This window comes from Pseudomonas sp. KCJK9000 (assembly GCF_046230725.1).
In the GTDB taxonomy this organism is placed as follows: domain Bacteria; phylum Pseudomonadota; class Gammaproteobacteria; order Pseudomonadales; family Pseudomonadaceae; genus Aquipseudomonas; species Aquipseudomonas promysalinigenes.
In genome coordinates this window covers 1-19,148 of the sequence record NZ_JBJJLN010000064.1, presented here as the reverse complement: position 1 = coordinate 19,148, position 19,148 = coordinate 1, and the positions used below count along the sequence as shown (strand labels likewise).

Genomic DNA, 19,148 nt, shown 5'->3' with positions numbered 1-19,148 from the left:
CGAGATTTAGCGCAACAAAGCAACGAGGAAGGACTGCCAGGAAGGAAAAAACACGAGCAAAATCAAACCCACTCAAACGGATGCCGTTCGAAGTTAAAGTAATTTATTAAGAGTAAGATCTTTTTGGTATTACCCAGAGGGATCTGCTATCGATTCAAGCAGGAAGTGAAGAGGTGGAGAGTCGATCTGTAAGCCGGGTTTTGTCGAGGACAGTCATTCCTCTACGACGGCCATCACTGGACGCCTCTAGCAACCTACCCGGTTCCGACGCGGGCCACGCCTGATGGAACCCTATTTGGTCTTGCTCCGAGTGGGGTTTACCTAGCCACGGACTGTTGCCAGCCGCGCGGTGCGCTCTTACCGCACCTTTTCACCCTTACCGGCACCGAAGTGCTTAGGCGGTTATTTTCTGTGGCACTTTCCGTAGGCTCGCGCCTCCCAGGCGTTACCTGGCACTCTGCCCTATGGAGCCCGGACTTTCCTCCCCCGATCTTTTGCGGAACAAAAGACGGCAGCGACTGTCCAATCGACTCTCCGCCGACAAGGGTAACGGCACGCGCGCGCAAGAACAAGCAATACCGTGAACTATGTCTAAAAGCCACTATTGGGCTTTCTGTTTATCGAGGGCAGCCTGATAAAGCAGATTCTTACGTACGCCGGTAATTTCCGCCGCCAATGCTGCGGCTCTTTTCAGCGGCAGTTCGGCCAGCAGCAAGTCCAGTACACGCTGCGCCTCAGCACTGATCGCCTGCTCGCCTTCCGGCGCCGTCCAGCCACCCACCAGCACAACGCACTCGCCCCGCTGCTGGTTGCTATCAGCAGCGACGAAAGCACGCAGGTCGGCCAGGGGCAGGCCTTTGAGGGTTTCGAAGGTTTTGGTCAGCTCGCGGGCCAGCAGCGCCGGACGATCACCACCAAACACCAACTCCATGTCTTCTAGGCACTCCAGAATGCGGTGCGGCGCCTCGTAGAAGATCAGGGTGCGCGGCTCCTCCCGCACTTGCTCCAGGCGCGCCCGGCGCCCAGCAGCTTTGGCCGGCAGAAAACCCTCGAAGATGAAACGATCCGACGGCAGGCCCGCAGCGGACAGCGCGGCAATCAGCGCGCACGCCCCAGGTACCGGCACTACGCTGACACCCGCCGCCCGCGCCTGACGCACCAAATGATAGCCGGGGTCGGAAATCAACGGTGTCCCAGCATCGGACACCAGCGCCACATCTTCGCCGGCCAGCAACTTGGTGATGAAGCGACCGCCTTCATCTCGCTCGTTGTGCTCATGACAAGCCGCCAGGGGCGTATCGATACCGAAATGTTGCAGCAGACGAACCGAGTGGCGGGTGTCCTCGGCGGCGATCAGGGCGACATCGGCCAGCACCTTGAGCGCCCTTGCACTCATATCGTCCAGATTGCCGATAGGGGTCGCGACCACGTAAAGCGTCCCCACGGTGGATTTCGAAGTCCCGGCCACATCAGTCACTGCACACACCCTGCCTTTCGGATCAAAGGCGCCATTGTAGCCCGAGCACCAGCAACAGAGCGCAAAGAACTTCATCGGCAGCCATCACCCTGGCGCCTATAGTGAAGGTTTCGCTAACGGCGGATCGCGCCCCGGCCACTGCTTGGGTACAATTGCCGGCCAACTTGATCGAGTAACAGGACCATTACATGATCGCTTGCCTGCGGCTGTTAACAGCCCTCTGCTTCGCTGCTCTGCTGGCAGCTTGTGCCAGTTCGCCCTCATCCAGCCTGGGCGAGCTGCCACGCACCCCCGATGCCAGCATCGAGCAACTGCTCGAAAAGGCCGACAACAGCAAATCCGCTGAGGATGCGGCTCTGCTGCGCCTGAGCGCTGCCGACCTGGCCTACAAGCAGAAGGACTTCCCACGCGCCGCACGCATCCTCGAGCAGGTGCCGATGGACACGCTCAAGCCGGCACAGCAGATTTTCGCCGCCACCCTGGGCGCGGAACTGGCCATGAGCCGCAATCAGCCCAAGGCTGCCCTGGCCGCCTTGTCCCACCCAAGCTTGCAGCACATCGCAGAGCTGCCTGAGCAGCAGCAGGTGCGCACCTACAGCGTCCACGCCGCCGCCCTCGAGGCAGACGGCCAGGCCCTGGCAGCCGCTCAGCAACGGGTATTGCTCGGCGCACTGCTAAGCGGCGAAGCCGCCAGCGCCAACAACGATGCGATCTGGGCCCTGGTCGCCTCGTTACCAGCCGAACAGCTGCAGCAACCTGCCAACAACGCCGTACTGGCCGGCTGGACCAGTCTCGCGCTGGCCGTCAAAAGCGCGGGCACTCTAGAGCAGCAACAGGCTGCCATCGATGCCTGGCGCCAGCAGCACCCTGATCACCCAGCCGCCAAGCAGCTACCCACGGCGCTGACCAAACTCAAAGAGCTGGCTAGCCAGCCACTGACCAGAATCGCCCTGCTCCTGCCTCAGGAAGGTCCATTGGCAGGCGTTGCCCGTGCCTTGCGTGACGGCTTCATGGCCGCCCACTTCCAGGCTCAGCAGGCCGGCGGGCAAGCGCCGGCCGTTCAGGTCTACGACAGCTCGCGTATTGGCTCGCTGGACGCCTTCTATCGCCAGGCCCAGGCGGACGGCGTGCAGTTGGTTGTCGGCCCGCTGGAAAAGCCGTTGGTCAAGCAACTTGCCGGCAACCCTCAGCTGCCAATCACCACCCTGGCCCTGAACTACGCCGACGCAGGCCAAAAGGCGCCGCCGCAACTATTCCAATTCGGTCTGGCTGCCGAAGACGAAGCGCGCGAAGTGTCACGCCGCGCCCGTGCCGATGGCTTGGTCCGAGCCGCAGCCCTGGTGCCGAGCGGTGAGTGGGGTGACCGAGTGCTGGCCGCTTTCCGTCAGGACTGGGAAGGCAATGGCGGTACCATCGTCGCTGCTGAACGTATCGCGCAACCAGTAGCCCTGGCCCAGCAGATCGCCAACCTGTTCCAACTGCGCCAGAGTGAAGGCCGCGCCCAGAGCCTGCAAAGTACGGTTGGTGGCAACATCGCCGCGCAGCCGTCGCGCCGCCAGGACATCGATTTCATCTTCCTCGCCTCTACTCCGCAGCAGGCGCAGCAAATCAAACCCACCCTGAACTTCCAGTACGCTGGCGACGTGCCGGTCTACGCCACCTCGAACCTGTACAGCGCCAGCGGTGACGTGAACCAGTACAACGACATGAACGGCATTCGCTTCTGCGAAACGCCGTGGCTGCTCGACACCAGCAACAGCCTACGCCAGCAGGTAGTGCAGCAGTGGCCCCAAGCCGCAGGAAGCCTCGGCCGCCTGTATGCCATGGGCGTTGATGCCTACAGCCTGGCGCCTCGCCTGGGCCAGCTCAAGGCACTGCCGGACAACCGTGTACAAGGCCTATCTGGCAGCCTCAGCATCAATGCAAACCAGCGCGTCGAGCGTCAACTGCCGTGGGCCGAGTTCTCCGGCGGCCAGGTCAAACGCCTGCCGGACACCTCACGCTGATGCACCCTGCATCGCCCGGCAGCGCTGGCCAGGCAGCAGAAGCCCAGGCCCTTGAACACCTTCAAGGGCAAGGCTTGAAACTGCTGGCGCGCAATTGGCGGTGCAAAGGCGGCGAGCTTGATCTGGTCATGCTCGATGCCGATACAGTAGTATTCGTCGAAGTCCGCTATCGGCTACATGCGGGCTTCGGTGGCGCCCTCGGCAGCATTGACGGGCGCAAGCAGAAACGGCTGGTGCTCGCCGCCACTTCGTTCCTGCAGAAGGAGCCCCGCTGGGCCGATCACCCCTGCCGCTTCGACGTTGTCGCCCTGCAGGGCAGCCAGCATGCCGGCAGGCCGCTTCAATGGCTGAAAAACGCCTTCGAATGCTGAACCCACTTTGTTTTCTTGCTCTACGTTTCGCGGGCTGGCCCTTGTTGCGCGTCGCAAAGGCCACCGCCCCACTTAAGGTCACCAGATGGACATGCAATCCCGAATTCGCCGGCTGTTTCAGGCCAGCATCGATACCAAGCAACAGGCAATGGACATCCTGGCACCGCACATCGAGCAGGCAAGCCTGGTCATGGTCAATGCGCTGCTCAACGAGGGCAAGATGCTCGCCTGCGGCAACGGCGGCTCGGCCGGCGACGCCCAGCATTTTTCTTCGGAACTGCTCAACCGCTTCGAGCGCGAGCGCCCGAGCCTGCCGGCCATCGCTCTGACCACCGACAGTTCGACGCTCACCTCGATCGCCAACGACTACAGCTACAACGAAATCTTCTCCAAGCAGATACGCGCCCTTGGCCAGCCCGGGGATGTGCTGCTGGCGATTTCGACCAGCGGCAATTCTGCCAACGTGATTCAAGCGATCCAGGCCGCACATGATCGCGAAATGATTGTCGTAGCATTGACCGGGCGTGATGGCGGCGGCATGGCATCACTGCTGCTGCCAGAGGACGTGGAAATCCGCGTTCCGTCCAGCGTCACCGCACGTATCCAGGAAGTCCACCTGCTGGCGATCCATTGCCTGTGCGACCTGATCGACAGCCAACTGTTCGGGAGTGAAGAATGACCCCCATACGCCTCGGCCTGATGGCCCTGACCCTGTGCCTAAGCGTCACCGGCTGCAGCTCGGTGCTGACCTCTACTCGCAATTCGCCCATTGAGGACGATCGTGGCACGCGCACCATCGGCAGCAAGATCGACGACTCGCTGATCGAAACCAAGGCTTCGGTGAACATTGCCAAGGCCAGCCCTGACCTGGACAAGGGCTCGCACATCGTTGTCAGCAGCTACAACGGGGTTGTTCTGCTTGCCGGGCAGACTCCGCGCGCCGACCTCAAGAGCCTGGCCGAACAAACCGCCAGCCAGGTTCAGCGAGTCAAACGGGTACACAACGAGCTGCAAGTCATGCAGCCCTCCTCCATCCTGGCGCGCAACAACGACGCCTGGCTGACCACCAAGATCAAGGCCCAGATGCTCACTGACAATGCCGTACCCAGCTCGCGGATCAAAGTGATCACCGAGAATGGCATCGTCTACTTGCTCGGCTTGGTGACCCAGCAGGAGGCCAACTCCGCCACGGCCGTGGTGCAGGGCGTTTCGGGCGTGCAGAAGATCGTCAAACTCTTCGAGTACATCGACTGACCATCGGCTCGTCTTGAACCGGAATCTTTCTCAGAAAACCCCGCCCTGCGTTTGGCATGCACAAACGCAGGGGGCGGGCTCAACGGCAACGGGCCCGCAGCAGCAACCTGAATACATCTAGGTCCAAAGGAAATACGCAATGAACAAGCTTTTGCTGCCCGCTCTTCTGCTCGGCAGCCTCGCCACCCTCGCCGGCTGCTCGACCCCAAGCGTGATCACTTTGAACGACGGCCGTGAGATCCAAGCCGTTGACACGCCACAATTCGAGAAAGACACTGGCTTCTACGAATTCAAGCAGCTTGACGGTAAGCGTACCCGCATCAACCGCGATCAGGTGCGCACGATCAGCGACCTTTGAACCCGACGCAGCGATAAAAAAGGCGACCCACACGGGTCGCCTTTTTTGTTACTTGACCACCTTCAGGCTGGGGCGCCCGCTTGGACGCGGTGGCTGGCCACCACCCTCCGGCGGGCCATCGTCGTCAGGCTCGACGCTATCATCTGCCTGCTCATCGTCATCCATCAATGGCGGCTCCAGTTCGAATACCATGCCTTGGCCGTTCTCCCGGGCGTAGATACCCAGAATTGCACCGGCCGGTACGAACAAGGAATGGGATACGCCACTGAAACGCCCTTCGAAGCTCACGGCGTCGTTATCCATGTGCAGGTTACGCACTGCACTGGGCGAGATGTTCAGCACGATCTGGCCATCACTGGCGAAGCCCTGCGGCACCTGGACAGCCGGAAACTCGGCATTGACCAGCATATGAGGGGTGCAATCGTTGTCGACGATCCACTCGTACAGGGCTCTAACCAGATAGGGGCGACTGGAGTTCATCAACGGCTCCTTAAAGCTTGCGCATTTCACGTTCAACGGACGACAGGCTCGCCACGAAAGGCTCGCGGGCGAATTGTCGCTCCATGTAATCCAGCAGCGGCTTTGCTTGCCGCGGCAACTCGATGCCCATCACCGGCAAACGCCATAGTATGGGCAGTAGACAACAGTCAACCAGGCTTTGCTCCTCGCTCATGAAACAGGCGAACTCGGCGAACAACGGCGAGACACCGGTCAGGCTTTCGCGCAAAGCCTTGCGCGCATCGGCGCGGGCTGGCGCAGCGCTACGCGGATCGAGAATGGTATCAGCCAAGGCACACCAATCCCGCTGTATGCGGTGCATCAACAGCCGGCTATTACCCCGCGCCACCGGGTAGACGGGCATCAATGGCGGATGTGGATAACGCTCCTCGAGGTATTCCATCACCACGGTTGGCTCATACAGAGCAAGGTCACGATCGACCAAAGTCGGCAAACTGCCGTAAGGGTTCACTTCTGCCAGCTTGGGCGGCAGCCGCGCAGGGTCGACATCGATGACCTGCACGGCGACACCCTTCTCGGCGAGCACCAGACGCACGCGATGAGAATAATGGTCAGCAGGATCGGAATAGCAGGCTAACCGGTTGGTTGCGCCCATGTAGCGCCTCCTCGCAGGGGATGCTTGTAACACTCTAAATGAAAACGCGCCCCTGGAACCCTGGCAGAATTGCCAGGGCTCGAGGGGCGCGTTCAACTACCAGAAATTACTGCGTGATCAATGCACGTCCTTCCAATATTCGCGCTTGAGCAAATAGGCGAATACGAAGAAGAAAGCCAGGTACAGCAACACATAGGTACCGATGCGCTGGCTTTCCAGTTTGACCGGGTTGGCCGAATAGGCCAGGAAGGTCACCAGGTTCTTGACCTTCTCGTCGAACTGCTCGGTGCTCAGGGTACCGGAATTCGGCGTAATGGTCAGCTGGTCACAGGCTTCGTGGGTCAATGGGCTGCCGGTCAATGGGTCATATTGCTTCTTGCCATCGGCCACCACCTGCACCTGCTTGCAGCCAACTACCTGATTACCCTGCAGGCCAACCAGTACATTGGGCATGCCTACGTTCGGGAACACCTTGTTGTTCACGCCATATGGACGCGATGGATCTTCATAGAAGCTGCGAAGGTAGGTGTACAGCCAGTCAGTGCCGCGCACCCGCGCAACCAATGTCAAATCAGGCGGGGCGGCACCGAACCAGGTCTTGGCATCGTTGGGCTGCATCCCGATCTGCATGTGGTCACCGATTTTGGCGCCCGTGAACACCAGCTTTTCGAGCATCAGTTCATGGGGAATGCCCAGGTCATCGGCCACTCGCTCGTAACGCTGGAACTTGGCGCTGTGGCAGCCCATGCAATAGTTGGCGAAGGTCCTAGCACCGTCTTGCATGGCTGCCTTGTCGGCCAGGTCGATGTCGACCTTGTCCAGCTCAATGCCGGTCTCTGCAGCGAAGGAAAAGGCAGGCATCACTGCCAGCAACAGTACTGCAATCAACTTTTTCATCAGCCAGTCACCCTTTCCGGAACCGGTTTGGTCTTCTCAAGCCTTGTGTAGAACGGCATCAACAGGAAGTAGGCGAAGTACAGCACCGTACACACCTGCGACAGTAAGGTGCGTCCAGGGGTAGGCGCCTGGACGCCGAGAATGCCGAGGATGACGAAGGAAACGCAGAACACCAGCAGGAAGACCTTGCTGATCCAACCTTTGTAGCGCATTGAACGCACCGGGCTGCGGTCGAGCCAGGGCAGCACGAACAGCACGGCGATCGCGGCACCCATTGCGATTACACCCATCAGCTTGTCAGGCACCGCTCGCAGGATTGCGTAGAACGGAGTGAAGTACCACACGGGGGCAATATGCTCCGGTGTCTTGAACGCGTTTGCTTGCTCGAAGTTCGGTTTTTCCAGGAAGTACCCACCCATTTCCGGGAAGAAGAACACCACGGCGCAGAACGCGAACAAGAACACCACCACCCCGACGATATCCTTGACGGTGTAGTAAGGGTGGAAAGGAATGCCATCGAGCGGGACGCCGTTCTCATCCTTTTTCTTTTTGATATCCACCCCGTCAGGGTTGTTCGAGCCCACCTCGTGGAGCGCCAGGATGTGCAGTACGACCAGGCCGAGGATGACGATTGGCAACGCCACCACATGCAGCGCGAAGAAGCGGTTCAGAGTGATCCCAGAGATCAGATAATCGCCGCGGATCCATTGCGTCAGGTCACCACCGATCACCGGAATGGCACCGAACAATGAAATGATCACTTGCGCGCCCCAGTACGACATCTGGCCCCAAGGCAGTAGATAGCCCATGAAGGCTTCGGCCATCAGCGCCAGGTAGATCAGCATACCGAACAGCCAAACCAGCTCGCGGGGCTTCTGATAGGACCCGTAGAGCAGGCCGCGGAACATGTGCAGGTACACCACGATGAAGAACGCCGAAGCACCGGTGGAGTGCATGTAGCGTAAAATCCAGCCGTATTCGACATCACGCATGATGTACTCGACCGAGGCGAAGGCCTCTTCGGCCGAGGGCGTGAAACTCATGGTCAGCCAAACGCCCGTAACGATCTGGTTGACCAGCACCAGTAGGGCCAGGGAGCCGAAGAAGTACAAGAAGTTGAAGTTCTTGGGCGCGTAATACTTGCTCAGGTGGTCTTCCCACATCTTGGTGGCGGGGAAGCGAGCGTCAATCCAGTCCATGAATTTGCTCATCATGCTTTCTCCTGGTCGACGCCGATGACGACGATGTCGTCCGACTCATAGGAATGCGGCGGCACTGGCAGGTTCAAAGGTGCAGGCTGCGATTTGTAGACACGGCCCGCCAGGTCGTAGTGGGAGCCGTGGCAGGGGCAGAAATAGCCGCCGACCCACTTGGGGCCGAGGTCTGCGGGCGCCACTTCTGGGCGGAAGGTCGGGGAGCAACCCAGGTGAGTGCAAAGGCCGACGAGAATGAGAATTTCCGGCTTGATAGAGCGCACCTCGGGGTCGACATAGGTCGGCTGCACCGAGTTCTTGGATTCAGGGTCGGACAGGTCACCTTCGATCTTTTTCAGGTTGCCAAGGATCTCTTGCGTTCGCCGTACAATGAACACCGGCTGGCCACGCCACTCGGCAACCATCTGCTGCCCTGGCTCGACCTTGGCGATATTGACCTTCACCGGTGCGCCGGCAGCCTTTGCCTTGGCACTGGGAAACCATGACCCCACGAACGGTACCGCAGCCCCCACTGCCCCCGCTGCCCCGACCACGGATGTCGCGGCTACGAGGAAGCGGCGCCGGCCTGCGTTGACGCCGTCATTGCTCATTCAGTCCTCTCCCATCAGCTTGCTTGGCCAGTTGAATCTGGCCTGTACTTAGGTTGTGTCTGTGGCGCTAAAAATTGGCCGCCATGGTAAGAAACAAAACCACACAGTGACAAGGTGATTAGCCCTGCTGGGGCCTATAACCCGCGCTTTGCTTGATCTGCGTCTATGCGACAAGCGGTCACCGACATGCTGACAGGTTAGTTCAAGGACAAAAAAAAGCCCGGTTCCAAGGAACCGGGCTTTTTTCGACTGCCGAAGCGAGATTAACGCTTGGAGTACTGAGGACGCTTACGCGCTTTACGCAGACCCACTTTCTTACGCTCGACTTCACGAGCGTCGCGGGTGACGTAGCCAGCACGACGCAGAGCGCCACGCAGGGTTTCGTCGTATTCCATCAGAGCGCGGGTGATACCGTGACGGATCGCACCGGCCTGACCGCTGACACCACCACCGGAAACGGTGACGTAGATGTCGAATTTCTCAACGCTTTCGGTCAGCTCGAGCGGCTGACGAACAACCATGCGAGCGGTTTCGCGACCGAAGAACACGTCCAGAGAACGGTTGTTGATGGAAATGTTACCAGTACCCGGACGCAGGAAAACGCGAGCGGTTGCGGTCTTGCGACGGCCAGTGCCGTAATTTTGAGTCGCCGACATAATGAACTTTCCCGTTAGATCTTCAGTTCTTGAGGCTGCTGAGCAGTGTGTGGGTGAGCAGCACCCGCGTACACTTTCAGCTTACGGTACATGTCGCGACCCAGCGGGTTCTTAGGCAGCATGCCTTTGACCGCGGTTTCGATAACACGCTCAGGGGCCTTGGCGATCAACTTCTCGAAGTTGATTTCCTTGATACCGCCTGGGAAACCGGAGTGGGAGTAGTACATTTTGTCGGAAGACTTGGCACCAGTCACACGAACCTGTTCAGCGTTGATGACGACGATGTAGTCGCCGGTGTCAACGTGAGGGGTGTATTCTGGTTTGTGCTTGCCACGCAGACGGGTAGCGATTTCGGTAGCCAGACGACCCAGGGTCTGGCCAGCGGCGTCAACTACGAACCACTCGCGCTTTACTGTTTCCGGTTTAGCAGTAAAAGTTTTCATTCTCTAAAGCCTCAGAGGCCGCCCAGCGAAAAATAGACGGCGAATCTTACTGGATAGTGCACAGCTTGCCAAGGGCAAACGCGCAGCCGAACGCTGACGCTTTTGGGGGCTCGGGTCGGGCACGCCAATGTTCGACGGGGTTCTTCCTGCATGGTGGTGCATCACTTCCGCCACACGGAGAGGGACCGAATTATCCAGATTGCGCGAAAAATTTCAACCTGCTTTGATGGCTTCTTTTGTCAAGGAGTGCCTTTGCGATGCAATACCGTAAGCTTGGCCGTACCGACCTCGACGTCAGCGCCCTGTGCCTGGGGACCATGACCTGGGGCGAGCAGAACACCCAGGACGAGGCTTTCGAGCAGATCGCCCTCGCCAAGGCCAGTGGCATCAACTTCATCGACACCGCCGAAATGTACCCAGTGCCACCGCGGCCGGAAACCTACGCCGCCACCGAGCGCATCATCGGCAACTGGTTCCGTGCCAACGGCGACCGCGACGACTGGGTGTTGGCCAGCAAGGTCGCCGGCCCTGGCAATGGCATCAGCCACATTCGCGACGGCCAGCTCAAGCACAACCGTCAGCACATCGTCGCCGCGCTGGACGAGAGCCTCAAGCGCCTACACACCGACCGCATCGATCTCTATCAACTGCACTGGCCTGAGCGCAGCACCAACTTCTTCGGCAAGCTTGGCTACCAGCACCTGGCCAGCGACCTGTTCACGCCGCTGGAGGAAACCCTCGAAGTACTCGACGAGCAGGTGCGTGCGGGCAAGATCCGCCACATCGGCCTGTCCAACGAAACACCCTGGGGCACCATGAAGTTCCTGCACCTGGCCGATACCCGCGGCTGGCCGCGCGCAGTGTCCATCCAGAACCCTTACAACCTGCTCAACCGCAGCTTCGAGGTGGGCCTGGCCGAGGTAGCCATCCGTGAGCAATGTGGGCTGTTGGCCTACTCGCCGCTGGCCTTTGGCATGCTCTCGGGCAAATACGAGCACGGCGCCCGGCCAGAAAAAGCTCGCCTGTCCCTGTTCAGCCGTTTTGCCCGCTATTCCAACCCGCAAACCGTGGCGGCTTGCAGCCGGTATGTACAGCTGGCCCAGGCACATGGCCTGGACCCTGCCCAGATGGCCTTGGCATTCGTGACTGGTCAGCCGTTCGTGACCAGTAACATCATCGGCGCTACTGATCTGGTGCAATTGCAGAGCAACCTGGACAGCCTCAAGCTGACCCTGAGCGACGAGCTGCTGGCGGCAATTGAGGCGATTCACCAGGAGCAACCGAACCCGGCGCCTTGAACAGCAGCCCCTGCTGCTTGCTTCGCGGTCGGACCTTGGCTCTAAAGCAGGTTCAACCGCGAACCAAACCGTACGAATGTGCGGGGTAGACACAATCGCCAAAAAATAAGACGATCCAGCCGGTGATTGACCACTCTACCCTATAAGAACAACGACAATGATGCTTACCCAACCCTGCGCGTCGTTGCGGCGCGTCAGCATCCTGGCCATCGACAAGGTGTTCGCTTCGACCCTGATGCAGGCCAAGGATTTCTTCCATCTCGCCAGTTTGCGCTACAGCAAGCAGCTGGGCCTGGGCTTGCAACCGATGTTCGACATCTGCCTGGTGAGCCCTGACGGCCAGCCGGTAGACAGCTTCAGCAACGTGCAGTTGCCGGTCGACGGAGGGCTCGATGATGCCGACGTGATCATCCTGCCAGCGTTCTGGGACGACTTCGACAACCTCATGCAGCGCTACCCCCAGGTACTGCCCTGGCTGCGGGCGCAGCACGCACGCGGTGCGGTGCTGTGCGCAGAAGCCAGCGGGGTGTTCTGGCTGGCCGAGTCCGGCTTGCTCGATGGCAAGGAGGCCACGACCTACTGGCGCTTCTTCGACAGCTTCGCCGAGCGCTTCCCCAAGGTCCGGCTGAACCAGGACAAGCACCTGACCGACGCCGACAACCTGTACTGCGCCGGCGGCACCACATCAGCCTGCGACCTGTACATCTACCTGATTGAGCGGTTCTGCGGCGCCAATGTGGCGCGTGCCGTGGCGCGCGACATCCTGTACGAGGTGCAGCGCAACTACACCCCAGGGCGCATGGGGTTCGGTGGCCAGAAACTGCACCAGGACCTGATCATTCTGCAGATCCAGCACTGGCTGGAGGAGCATTTCGCCGACAAGTTCCGCTTCGAGGACGTTGCCCGCAACCACGGCATGAGCATCCGCAACTTCATGCGGCGCTTCCAGGGCGCGACCGGCGACAAGCCGTTGCACTACCTGCAACGGCTGCGCATCGAGACGGCCAAAGGCTTGCTGTCGAGCACGCGCAAGAGCATCAAGACCATCAGTTACGAGGTCGGCTACGACGATGCCAGTTTCTTTGCCCGGCTGTTTCGCCAACATACCGAATTGTCGCCTAACCAGTATCGCCAGCAATTCATGCAAGAGGCCTGAGGGCAATGGGGGCCGCAAGGCGGCCCCTCAACATCAAGGCTTGTGCGCGCGCGATAGAAACTCGTGCGACTGCATCTCCAACAAACGGCTCAGGGTCCGCTGGAACTCGAAGCTCAGCCGCCCACCGGTGTACAGGTCTTTGAGTTCTACCTCGGCTGAAATGATCAGCTTGACGTTACGGTCGTAGAACTCATCCACCATATTGATGAAGCGCCGAGCGATGTCGTCGGTGGTGACGCCCATCTGCTCCACGTTGCTCAGCAATACGGCATGGAAGATCTTGCCCAGCTCGATGTAGTCGTTCTGGCTACGCGGCCCATCGCACAGGGCGCGAAAGTCGAACCAGGCGACGTCGTCGCAGGTGCGCAGGGCCTGGATCGGGCGGTTCTCGATCATCAGCACGTCGTTTTCGACAGCCTGAGCACATTCAGGCGTCAATGCCTTGAAGCTGGCACGCATGCTCTGGTGCGCCGCATCATTGAGCGGATAGTGGAACAGCTCGGCTTGCTCCAGGTGACGCAGGCGATAGTCGACGCCGCTGTCGACGTTCACTACGTCGGTGTACTGCTTGATCATGGCGATGGCCGGCAGGAAGCGCGCGCGCTGCAGGCCATCCTTGTAAAGGCCGTCAGGGACGATGTTCGAGGTCGCCACCAACGAGACGCCGTTCTTGAACAGCTCTTCCATCAACGTGCCAAGGATCATGGCATCGGTGATGTCCGAGACGAAGAACTCATCGAAACAGATGACCTTGGCTTCTTCGCTGAAACGCTTGGCAATGATGGTCAGCGGGTTCTTTTCGCCCTTGAGGGTTTTCATTTCCTCGTGGACACGCTTCATGAAGCGGTGGAAGTGCGTGCGCATCTTCTGCTTGAACGGCAGCGCTTCGTAGAAAGTGTCGACCAGGTAAGTCTTGCCGCGCCCTACCCCACCCCAGAAATACAGGCCTTTGACCGGCGTCTGCTCTTTCTTGCCGAACAGCTTGCCGAACATGCCCGGCTTGTTGTTCTGCGCGTGCACCAGGTCGTCGTACAGGCGCTGCAGGTGACGCACCGCAGTTTCCTGCGCCGCGTCATGGAAGAAGTCGGGACGTTTCAGATCTGCTTGATATCGTTCTAGGGGCGTCATGATTTCGTTAGCGAGGCAACAAAAAACGGGCCGTCACTGTAGCGACAGGCCCGCTCGATGGCAATCAGACTTGCGTCAATATGCCTCATCCAAAGCGATAAGGCGCTCGATGGCAGCGGCTTTATCGGTGTTCGCGGCTAAAGTCGCCCCTACAGGCGTGCGGGTACTGGGGAAGCGGCTTTAGCCGGAAATGGGCCGCAACGCAGCCCGAATCGGCTCGATGCGTTTATACGTCCTGGGCCGGGGTCAGGGCCTCGCGCACGTTAGTAATGGCCACATCACGGGCCTGGGTGGTGTCGAATTGTGGCCCATCGGCAACCTGCTCGCCGTTGAGCCACAGGCCGAAGCTCAGGCCCTCGATACGCACATCAGCTTCGCCACCTTGTTGCAGTTGCTTGCTCACGGCACCAGCACTCTTGCCGTCGGCGAAGCCGCGCGACAGCAGCAATTGTTCGCCATCGGCGGCCAGCAAACGGAAGCGGAAGCTACCGTCTTCGTCACGGAAGCTGACGAAGCGCGCAGTCTTGGCGGCTTTCTTCTTCACTTCAGTGTTGGCCTGCACGCTGCTACGGAACGAGCGCAGGCCAACAGCCTCACGCAGCTGCTCGAGGAATGGAGTTGCGATCTTGCGGGCCTTGGCGGCGCCGGCCAGGAGGATATCCTCGAGGTCCGCCGGGCGAGCGATCAGCTGGTGATAATGCTCGCGTTTCTCGGCCAGCTGGCCGTCGAGCAGCTGGAACAGGCGCTGTTTGGCTTCGCCCCAGCCCAGGCCCTGCAGCAGCTCATCGCGGAACTCGGCGCACTGCGCTGGCGTCGCGAAGGCCTGGAACAAGGTGAACAGGTGCGAGTTGTCCGGGTCCTTGGCTTGGCCAGGGGCGCGCGAATCAGTGACGATGCGCGAAATGGCATCTTTCATGTCCTTGGCGCTGGTGAATAGCGGGATGGTGTTGTCGTAGCTCTTGGACATCTTGCGACCGTCCAGACCAGGTAAGGTCGCCACGCTTTCCTCGATCACAGCTTCCGGCAGGGCGAAGAAATCCTTGCCCTGGCCGAACAGGTGGTTGAAGCGCTGACCGATATCGCGGGCCATTTCCACGTGCTGGATCTGGTCACGGCCGACCGGCACCTTGTTGGCGTTGAACATCAGAATGTCTGCAGCCATCAACACCGGATAGCTGTACAGCCCCATGGTCACCCCAGCATCCGGGTCCTCACCGTTTTCCAGGTTCTTGTCCACCGAGGCCTTGTAGGCATGGGCACGGTTGAGCAGGCCTTTGGCGGCAACGCATGTCAGCAGCCAGGTCAGCTCAGGGATTTCGGGGATGTCGGACTGACGGTAGAACGTCACCTTGGCCGGGTCCAGCCCGCCGGCCAGCCAGGTGGCGGCGATTTCAAGGCGCGAGCGCTGAATGCGCAGCGGGTCGTCGCATTTGATCAGAGCGTGGTAGTCGGCCAGGAAGTAGAACGAGTCGACGCCAGGCTGTTGGCTGGCGACGATCGCCGGGCGGATGGCGCCGGCGTAGTTACCCAGGTGCGGGGTGCCGGTGGTGGTGATACCGGTGAGGATACGCGTGGTCATGGTGTTCGCTTATTCAGGCTTGGCTCAGTTCGAAAGGCGCGGCAGCAGCAGATCCTTCAGATCGGTCAGCTTGCCATGGAAGAAGTGTCCGCATTCTGCCACTTTCAGCAGCTCATGGGGGCGCCCCAGTGCGTCGGACCATTGGTAAACCAGGTGCGGATCGACGACTTCATCGGCGTCTGGCTGCACGACGGTGATCGCACAGCGCTGTGGCGGCGGGAAGTCAGCAGTCAGACGCATCACCGCCGGGGCGATCATGAACAGCTGCTGCAGCTCCACACCCTGCGCTTCGAGGCGCCCGGCCAAGCTGGTGGCGACAAATCCGCCGAACGAAAAGCCCATCAGCACCAGCGGCAGCTCCGGGTGCTTGGCGCGCAGCCACGCCGCCGCAGCCTCGGCATCGGCCACCTCGCCAGCGCCCATGTCATGGCTACCGGCACTTTGGCCGACACCGCGGTAGTTGAAGCGCAAGGTCACAAAGCCTGCGTCGCGGGCGGTGCGCTGCAGGGTCGAAACCACCTTGTTGAGCATGGTGCCGCCCTGGACCGGGTTGGGGTGGCAGATCAGCACCGCACCGCGAGCGTCAGCCACATCCAGATACAAGGCTTCGAGCTGGCCGATCGGGCCATCGATGAGCAAGGGGGTTTCGCGAACAAGCAAGGCACTACTCCGTGACCTCGAAGTGGGTCGTTTCGTCTAGGTGAGGAATTCTGTTCTGATTTGCGATCGCTCGCGGTATACAGCGCAGGTCTGAGCCGTTAACGTAAAGCAAAGCCGTTTATAGAGGAAGGACTCGTGGAACTCTCGCTCCTTGTTTGGTTGTTGCCAACTTTGGCCTTGGTCATCGGTGTGGCGGTCGGTTTCATCGTGGCCCGCCTGCTGCCCAACGCAGCGCCCAGCAGCACCCAGCGTCAGCTGGACGATATTCAACAGCGCTTCGACAATTACCAGAACCAAGTGGTTACTCACTTCAACAGCACTGCGGTACTGGTCAAGAAGCTGACCCAGAGCTATCAGGACGTACAGGATCACCTGGCCGACGGTGCCAACCACCTGGCACTGGATGAGCTGACCCGTCAGCGCCTGCTCGCCGCCCTGCATTCCGAAAGCGCCCAGGGGCCGCGTGACCGCTTGACCCCGCCGAAGGACACTGCCGAAGTGCCACGTGACTATGCACCCAAGTCGCCGAACTCGCCGGGCATGCTCGACGAGAGCTACGGGCTCAAACGCTGAATATTACAAAGGCCTCGCAAGAGGCCTTTTTGTTGCACGGCTCAAATCTGCCAAATGACCCCGCCATAGCGGGGCCACTTTCAGCTCACGGCTTGCGCCACGACTGACCGCCTTCATCGTCGTCACCGCCACCACGGCGGATGACCAAGTCGCGTTCGATTGCAGATGCTTTCATGGTGATACTCCTTGAGGATGCGCTGGCCAGTTCGCCAGCACTGCCAGAGTGCCTGCGCCATACCCGAGCAAGGCACTTGGCAGTAATTCCTGACCGTGCCTCATGCGCAAACATGCAGTGCCTGCTCTATATCTGCGAGCAAGTCCTCCACGTCCTCAAGCCCCACCGACAAGCGCACCAGGCCCTCAGAGATGCCGTGGTGCGCGCGTTGTTCAGGGGTGTAGCTCGAATGGGTCATGCTGGCAGGATGTTGCGCCAGTGACTCGGCGTCGCCAAGGCTGACGGCCCGGGCGAAAAGCTGCAGAGCATTCATGAACCGCCGCCCCGCCTCGATGCCGCCTTTGAGCTCGAATGCAATCATACCGCCAGGCAAACGCATCTGCCGTTGTGCCAGTTCGTGCTGAGGGAACGACGGTAGCCCGGGATACTGAACCAGCTCGACCAGTGAGTGGCGTTCAAGGTACTGGGCAATCTGCTGAGCATTGGCGCAGTGGCGATCCATGCGCAACGCAAGGGTCTTGATACCACGCATCAACAAGGAGGCATCATGTGGTGATAGCACAGCACCGGTCATGTCCTTGAGCCCTTCGTAGCGGATACGGTCAACCAACGCCTTGCGCCCGATCACCAAGCCGGCGGTGATGTCACCATGGCCACTGAGGTATTTGGTTGCCGAGTGCACCACTAGATCGGCACCCAGTTCCAGCGGCCGTTGCAGGTAGGGCGTGCAGTAGGTGTTGTCGACCACTACATGCAAGTCATGGCCCCTCGCCGCTTCAGCAACCGCCGCGATATCCACTAGGCGCATGTTCGGATTAGCCGGGGTTTCGAAGTAGATCATCCGGGTCTTGTGGGTGATCGCTGCTTTTAGCGCCTGGGTGTCGTTGAGGTCGACATGGCGGATCTTCACCCCGAACTCACCAATGCCATGGTGCATAAAGGCAAAGGTGCAGCCATACACCGTGCGCCCGACGATCAGTTCGTCACCGGGGCGCAGCAATGTCCACAACGTCGAGGTGATGGCGCCCATCCCAGACGCCAGCGCCAGGCCCGCCTCGCCCCCTTCAAGCGACGCCATGCGCTGCTCCAGCAAGGCCAGGGTCGGGTTGGAGATGCGGCTATAGAGGTGCCCGCCCTGCTCCCCGGCAAAGCATGCTGCGCCGTATTCGACGTTGGGGAAGACATACGTTGCAGTCTGGTAGACCGGTGGCACCAGCGCGCCGCTATGGGAAAGCGGATCGTACCCATGGTGGATGGCGCGGGTGGAAAAACCGGTGTTGTTATGGGAGTCGCGCATGGCAACAGCCTCTGGGGGGTTGCTATAAGCTTATGCCACCGTCCCGCCTGAAATTTTCCAAATTTGCCTAGGCATTGCACTACTCTTTGGAAAGAAAACAACAAATACAATATCAGGAGGGCATAAAATGCCTTCGAGCCTAGACCGCACCGACCGCGCCCTACTCGCGGCCCTGCAGAACAATGCCCGCCTTACCGTTTCCGAACTCGCCGACCAGGTTTCGCTGACTACCTCGCCTTGCTGGCGGAGGGTCAAGCTGCTGGAAGACAACGGGTACATAACCGCTTACCAGGCCATTCTTTCGCCCAAATCGCTGGGGTTCGGGGTGACGGCGTTTGTCAGCATCATGATGGATTCGCATTCCAAAGAGACGGCGTTGGCGTTCGAGCAGCGGTTGATGGAGATTCCGGAGATCGTGGCCTGCCATAACGTGTCGGGGCGTTATGACTTCCTCTTGGAGATATTGGCGCGAGACCTTGAGTCTTTTGGAGAGTTTGCCCGGGAGGTGCTGCAGCGACTGCCGGGGGTGAAGGAAATTTATTCGAGCTTTTCCTATAAATCCGTCAAGTTCGACCGGGTTATACCTGTATGCGAAAAACATATTTGAAATATAAATACCCCCCTCACCTCCAAGCCACGGCGTAAACCAATGGTGGTTGGAGGTAAACACAGCTAAAAATCATGGGAAAGTAAAGCTGTAGGGTTGCCTGTGTTCTGCAACCCAGGCTACAAAATCACCGTAGTCCAAGACCAGATTCCCATCGTTCCTAACGTGCAGTACAAACCGACCGTTAGCTGACACCTCAACTAGATTGGGGGGTGGGGAAATTTTAGGGCGCCTGGCTTGAGAGTTGTAGCGGGGCGTGAATCGAGCGCCGCCCGCGCGGCGCATCGCGAGCTTT

At 59.8% G+C, this 19,148-nt stretch carries 21 protein-coding genes and 1 other RNA gene; 9 read left to right on the top strand and 13 right to left on the bottom strand.

Annotation, left to right across the window (positions count from 1 at the left end):
• Positions 1–173: 173 nt before the first annotated feature.
• An RNA gene (gene rnpB / locus ACK59H_RS20395) (RNase P RNA component class A) lies at positions 174–534 on the bottom strand.
• A 67-nt stretch (positions 535–601) separates the two neighbouring features.
• Entirely contained in the window at positions 602–1,477 is an 876-nt protein-coding gene (gene rsmI, locus ACK59H_RS20390) for a 16S rRNA (cytidine(1402)-2'-O)-methyltransferase (protein WP_060479589.1), read from the bottom strand.
• 188 nt (positions 1,478–1,665) lie between these two features.
• On the opposite strand from rsmI, the gene ACK59H_RS20385 reads away from it, so the two are divergent.
• The 5 genes from ACK59H_RS20385 (at position 1,666) to ACK59H_RS20365 (ending at position 5,466) form a co-directional block, all read left to right on the top strand.
• Positions 1,666–3,483: a penicillin-binding protein activator gene (locus tag ACK59H_RS20385; protein ID WP_060479588.1), complete on the top strand. Its 1,818-nt coding sequence runs from the start codon at positions 1,666–1,668 to the stop codon at positions 3,481–3,483.
• Entirely contained in the window at positions 3,483–3,854 is a 372-nt protein-coding gene (locus ACK59H_RS20380; RefSeq protein ID WP_060479587.1) for a YraN family protein, read from the top strand. Before ACK59H_RS20385 ends, ACK59H_RS20380 begins: the two co-directional genes overlap by 1 nt.
• Before the next feature lie 85 nt (positions 3,855–3,939).
• Positions 3,940–4,533: a phosphoheptose isomerase gene (locus ACK59H_RS20375; protein ID WP_060479586.1), complete on the top strand. Its 594-nt coding sequence runs from the start codon at positions 3,940–3,942 to the stop codon at positions 4,531–4,533.
• The gene (locus ACK59H_RS20370; RefSeq protein ID WP_060479585.1) at positions 4,530–5,108 is read left to right on the top strand and encodes a BON domain-containing protein; all 579 of its coding nucleotides are present in this window, start codon (positions 4,530–4,532) and stop codon (positions 5,106–5,108) included. The genes ACK59H_RS20375 and ACK59H_RS20370 overlap by 4 nt, the downstream gene beginning before the upstream one ends.
• Positions 5,109–5,247: 139 nt before the next feature.
• Positions 5,248–5,466, top strand: coding sequence for a YgdI/YgdR family lipoprotein (locus ACK59H_RS20365; protein ID WP_060479584.1), 219 nt, complete (start codon positions 5,248–5,250; stop codon positions 5,464–5,466).
• A gap of 48 nt (positions 5,467–5,514) precedes the next feature.
• On the opposite strand, the gene ACK59H_RS20360 is transcribed toward ACK59H_RS20365, so the two are convergent.
• The 7 genes from ACK59H_RS20360 to rplM all read right to left on the bottom strand — a co-directional run bounded on the left by ACK59H_RS20360 (position 5,515) and on the right by rplM (position 10,380).
• Positions 5,515–5,946, bottom strand: a complete 432-nt coding sequence (locus ACK59H_RS20360; protein ID WP_060479583.1) for a ClpXP protease specificity-enhancing factor — start codon at positions 5,944–5,946, stop codon at positions 5,515–5,517.
• Between the two features lie 10 nt (positions 5,947–5,956).
• Complete coding sequence (locus ACK59H_RS20355) at positions 5,957–6,580, bottom strand: glutathione S-transferase N-terminal domain-containing protein (RefSeq protein WP_060479582.1); 624 nt, start codon at positions 6,578–6,580, stop codon at positions 5,957–5,959.
• Between the two features lie 117 nt (positions 6,581–6,697).
• On the bottom strand, positions 6,698–7,477 hold the full coding sequence (locus ACK59H_RS20350) for a cytochrome c1 (RefSeq protein WP_060479581.1): 780 nt from the start codon (positions 7,475–7,477) through the stop codon (positions 6,698–6,700).
• Complete coding sequence (locus tag ACK59H_RS20345; RefSeq protein WP_060479580.1) at positions 7,477–8,688, bottom strand: cytochrome bc complex cytochrome b subunit; 1,212 nt, start codon at positions 8,686–8,688, stop codon at positions 7,477–7,479. The genes ACK59H_RS20350 and ACK59H_RS20345 overlap by 1 nt, the downstream gene beginning before the upstream one ends.
• On the bottom strand, positions 8,688–9,281 hold the full coding sequence (gene petA / locus ACK59H_RS20340) for a ubiquinol-cytochrome c reductase iron-sulfur subunit (RefSeq protein WP_060479579.1): 594 nt from the start codon (positions 9,279–9,281) through the stop codon (positions 8,688–8,690). Before petA ends, ACK59H_RS20345 begins: the two co-directional genes overlap by 1 nt.
• Positions 9,282–9,544: 263 nt before the next feature.
• Entirely contained in the window at positions 9,545–9,937 is a 393-nt protein-coding gene (gene rpsI / locus ACK59H_RS20335) for a 30S ribosomal protein S9 (RefSeq protein ID WP_003251821.1), read from the bottom strand.
• A 14-nt stretch (positions 9,938–9,951) separates the two neighbouring features.
• Positions 9,952–10,380, bottom strand: coding sequence for a 50S ribosomal protein L13 (rplM, locus tag ACK59H_RS20330; RefSeq protein ID WP_003251819.1), 429 nt, complete (start codon positions 10,378–10,380; stop codon positions 9,952–9,954).
• A 257-nt stretch (positions 10,381–10,637) separates the two neighbouring features.
• Between rplM and ACK59H_RS20325 the strand changes: the two genes are divergently transcribed.
• Positions 10,638–11,678 carry an NADP(H)-dependent aldo-keto reductase gene (locus ACK59H_RS20325; RefSeq protein ID WP_060479578.1) on the top strand — a complete coding sequence of 347 codons (1,041 nt, stop codon included), beginning with the start codon at positions 10,638–10,640 and terminating at the stop codon, positions 11,676–11,678.
• A gap of 235 nt (positions 11,679–11,913) precedes the next feature.
• The gene (locus ACK59H_RS20320; protein ID WP_186477629.1) at positions 11,914–12,834 is read left to right on the top strand and encodes a GlxA family transcriptional regulator; all 921 of its coding nucleotides are present in this window, start codon (positions 11,914–11,916) and stop codon (positions 12,832–12,834) included.
• Positions 12,835–12,867: 33 nt separating this feature from the next.
• Here the strand turns inward: ACK59H_RS20320 and zapE are convergent, their stop codons facing one another.
• The 3 genes from zapE to ACK59H_RS20305 all read right to left on the bottom strand — a co-directional run bounded on the left by zapE (position 12,868) and on the right by ACK59H_RS20305 (position 16,201).
• Complete coding sequence (zapE, locus tag ACK59H_RS20315) at positions 12,868–13,962, bottom strand: cell division protein ZapE (RefSeq protein ID WP_060479577.1); 1,095 nt, start codon at positions 13,960–13,962, stop codon at positions 12,868–12,870.
• Between the two features lie 226 nt (positions 13,963–14,188).
• A complete protein-coding gene (locus tag ACK59H_RS20310) occupies positions 14,189–15,541 on the bottom strand; it encodes a tryptophan--tRNA ligase (protein WP_060479576.1) in 1,353 nt (450 codons plus the stop codon).
• 24 nt (positions 15,542–15,565) lie between these two features.
• Entirely contained in the window at positions 15,566–16,201 is a 636-nt protein-coding gene (locus tag ACK59H_RS20305) for an alpha/beta hydrolase (protein WP_060479575.1), read from the bottom strand.
• Positions 16,202–16,336: 135 nt separating this feature from the next.
• Here ACK59H_RS20305 and ACK59H_RS20300 point away from each other — a divergent pair, with 135 nt between their 5' ends.
• Positions 16,337–16,774, top strand: coding sequence for a YhcB family protein (locus ACK59H_RS20300; protein WP_060479574.1), 438 nt, complete (start codon positions 16,337–16,339; stop codon positions 16,772–16,774).
• Positions 16,775–17,049: 275 nt separating this feature from the next.
• On the opposite strand, the gene ACK59H_RS20295 is transcribed toward ACK59H_RS20300, so the two are convergent.
• On the bottom strand, positions 17,050–18,246 hold the full coding sequence (locus ACK59H_RS20295; protein ID WP_409264824.1) for a methionine gamma-lyase: 1,197 nt from the start codon (positions 18,244–18,246) through the stop codon (positions 17,050–17,052).
• Between the two features lie 127 nt (positions 18,247–18,373).
• Between ACK59H_RS20295 and ACK59H_RS20290 the strand changes: the two genes are divergently transcribed.
• Positions 18,374–18,853: an Lrp/AsnC family transcriptional regulator gene (locus tag ACK59H_RS20290; protein WP_060479572.1), complete on the top strand. Its 480-nt coding sequence runs from the start codon at positions 18,374–18,376 to the stop codon at positions 18,851–18,853.
• Positions 18,854–19,148: the final 295 nt, after the last annotated feature.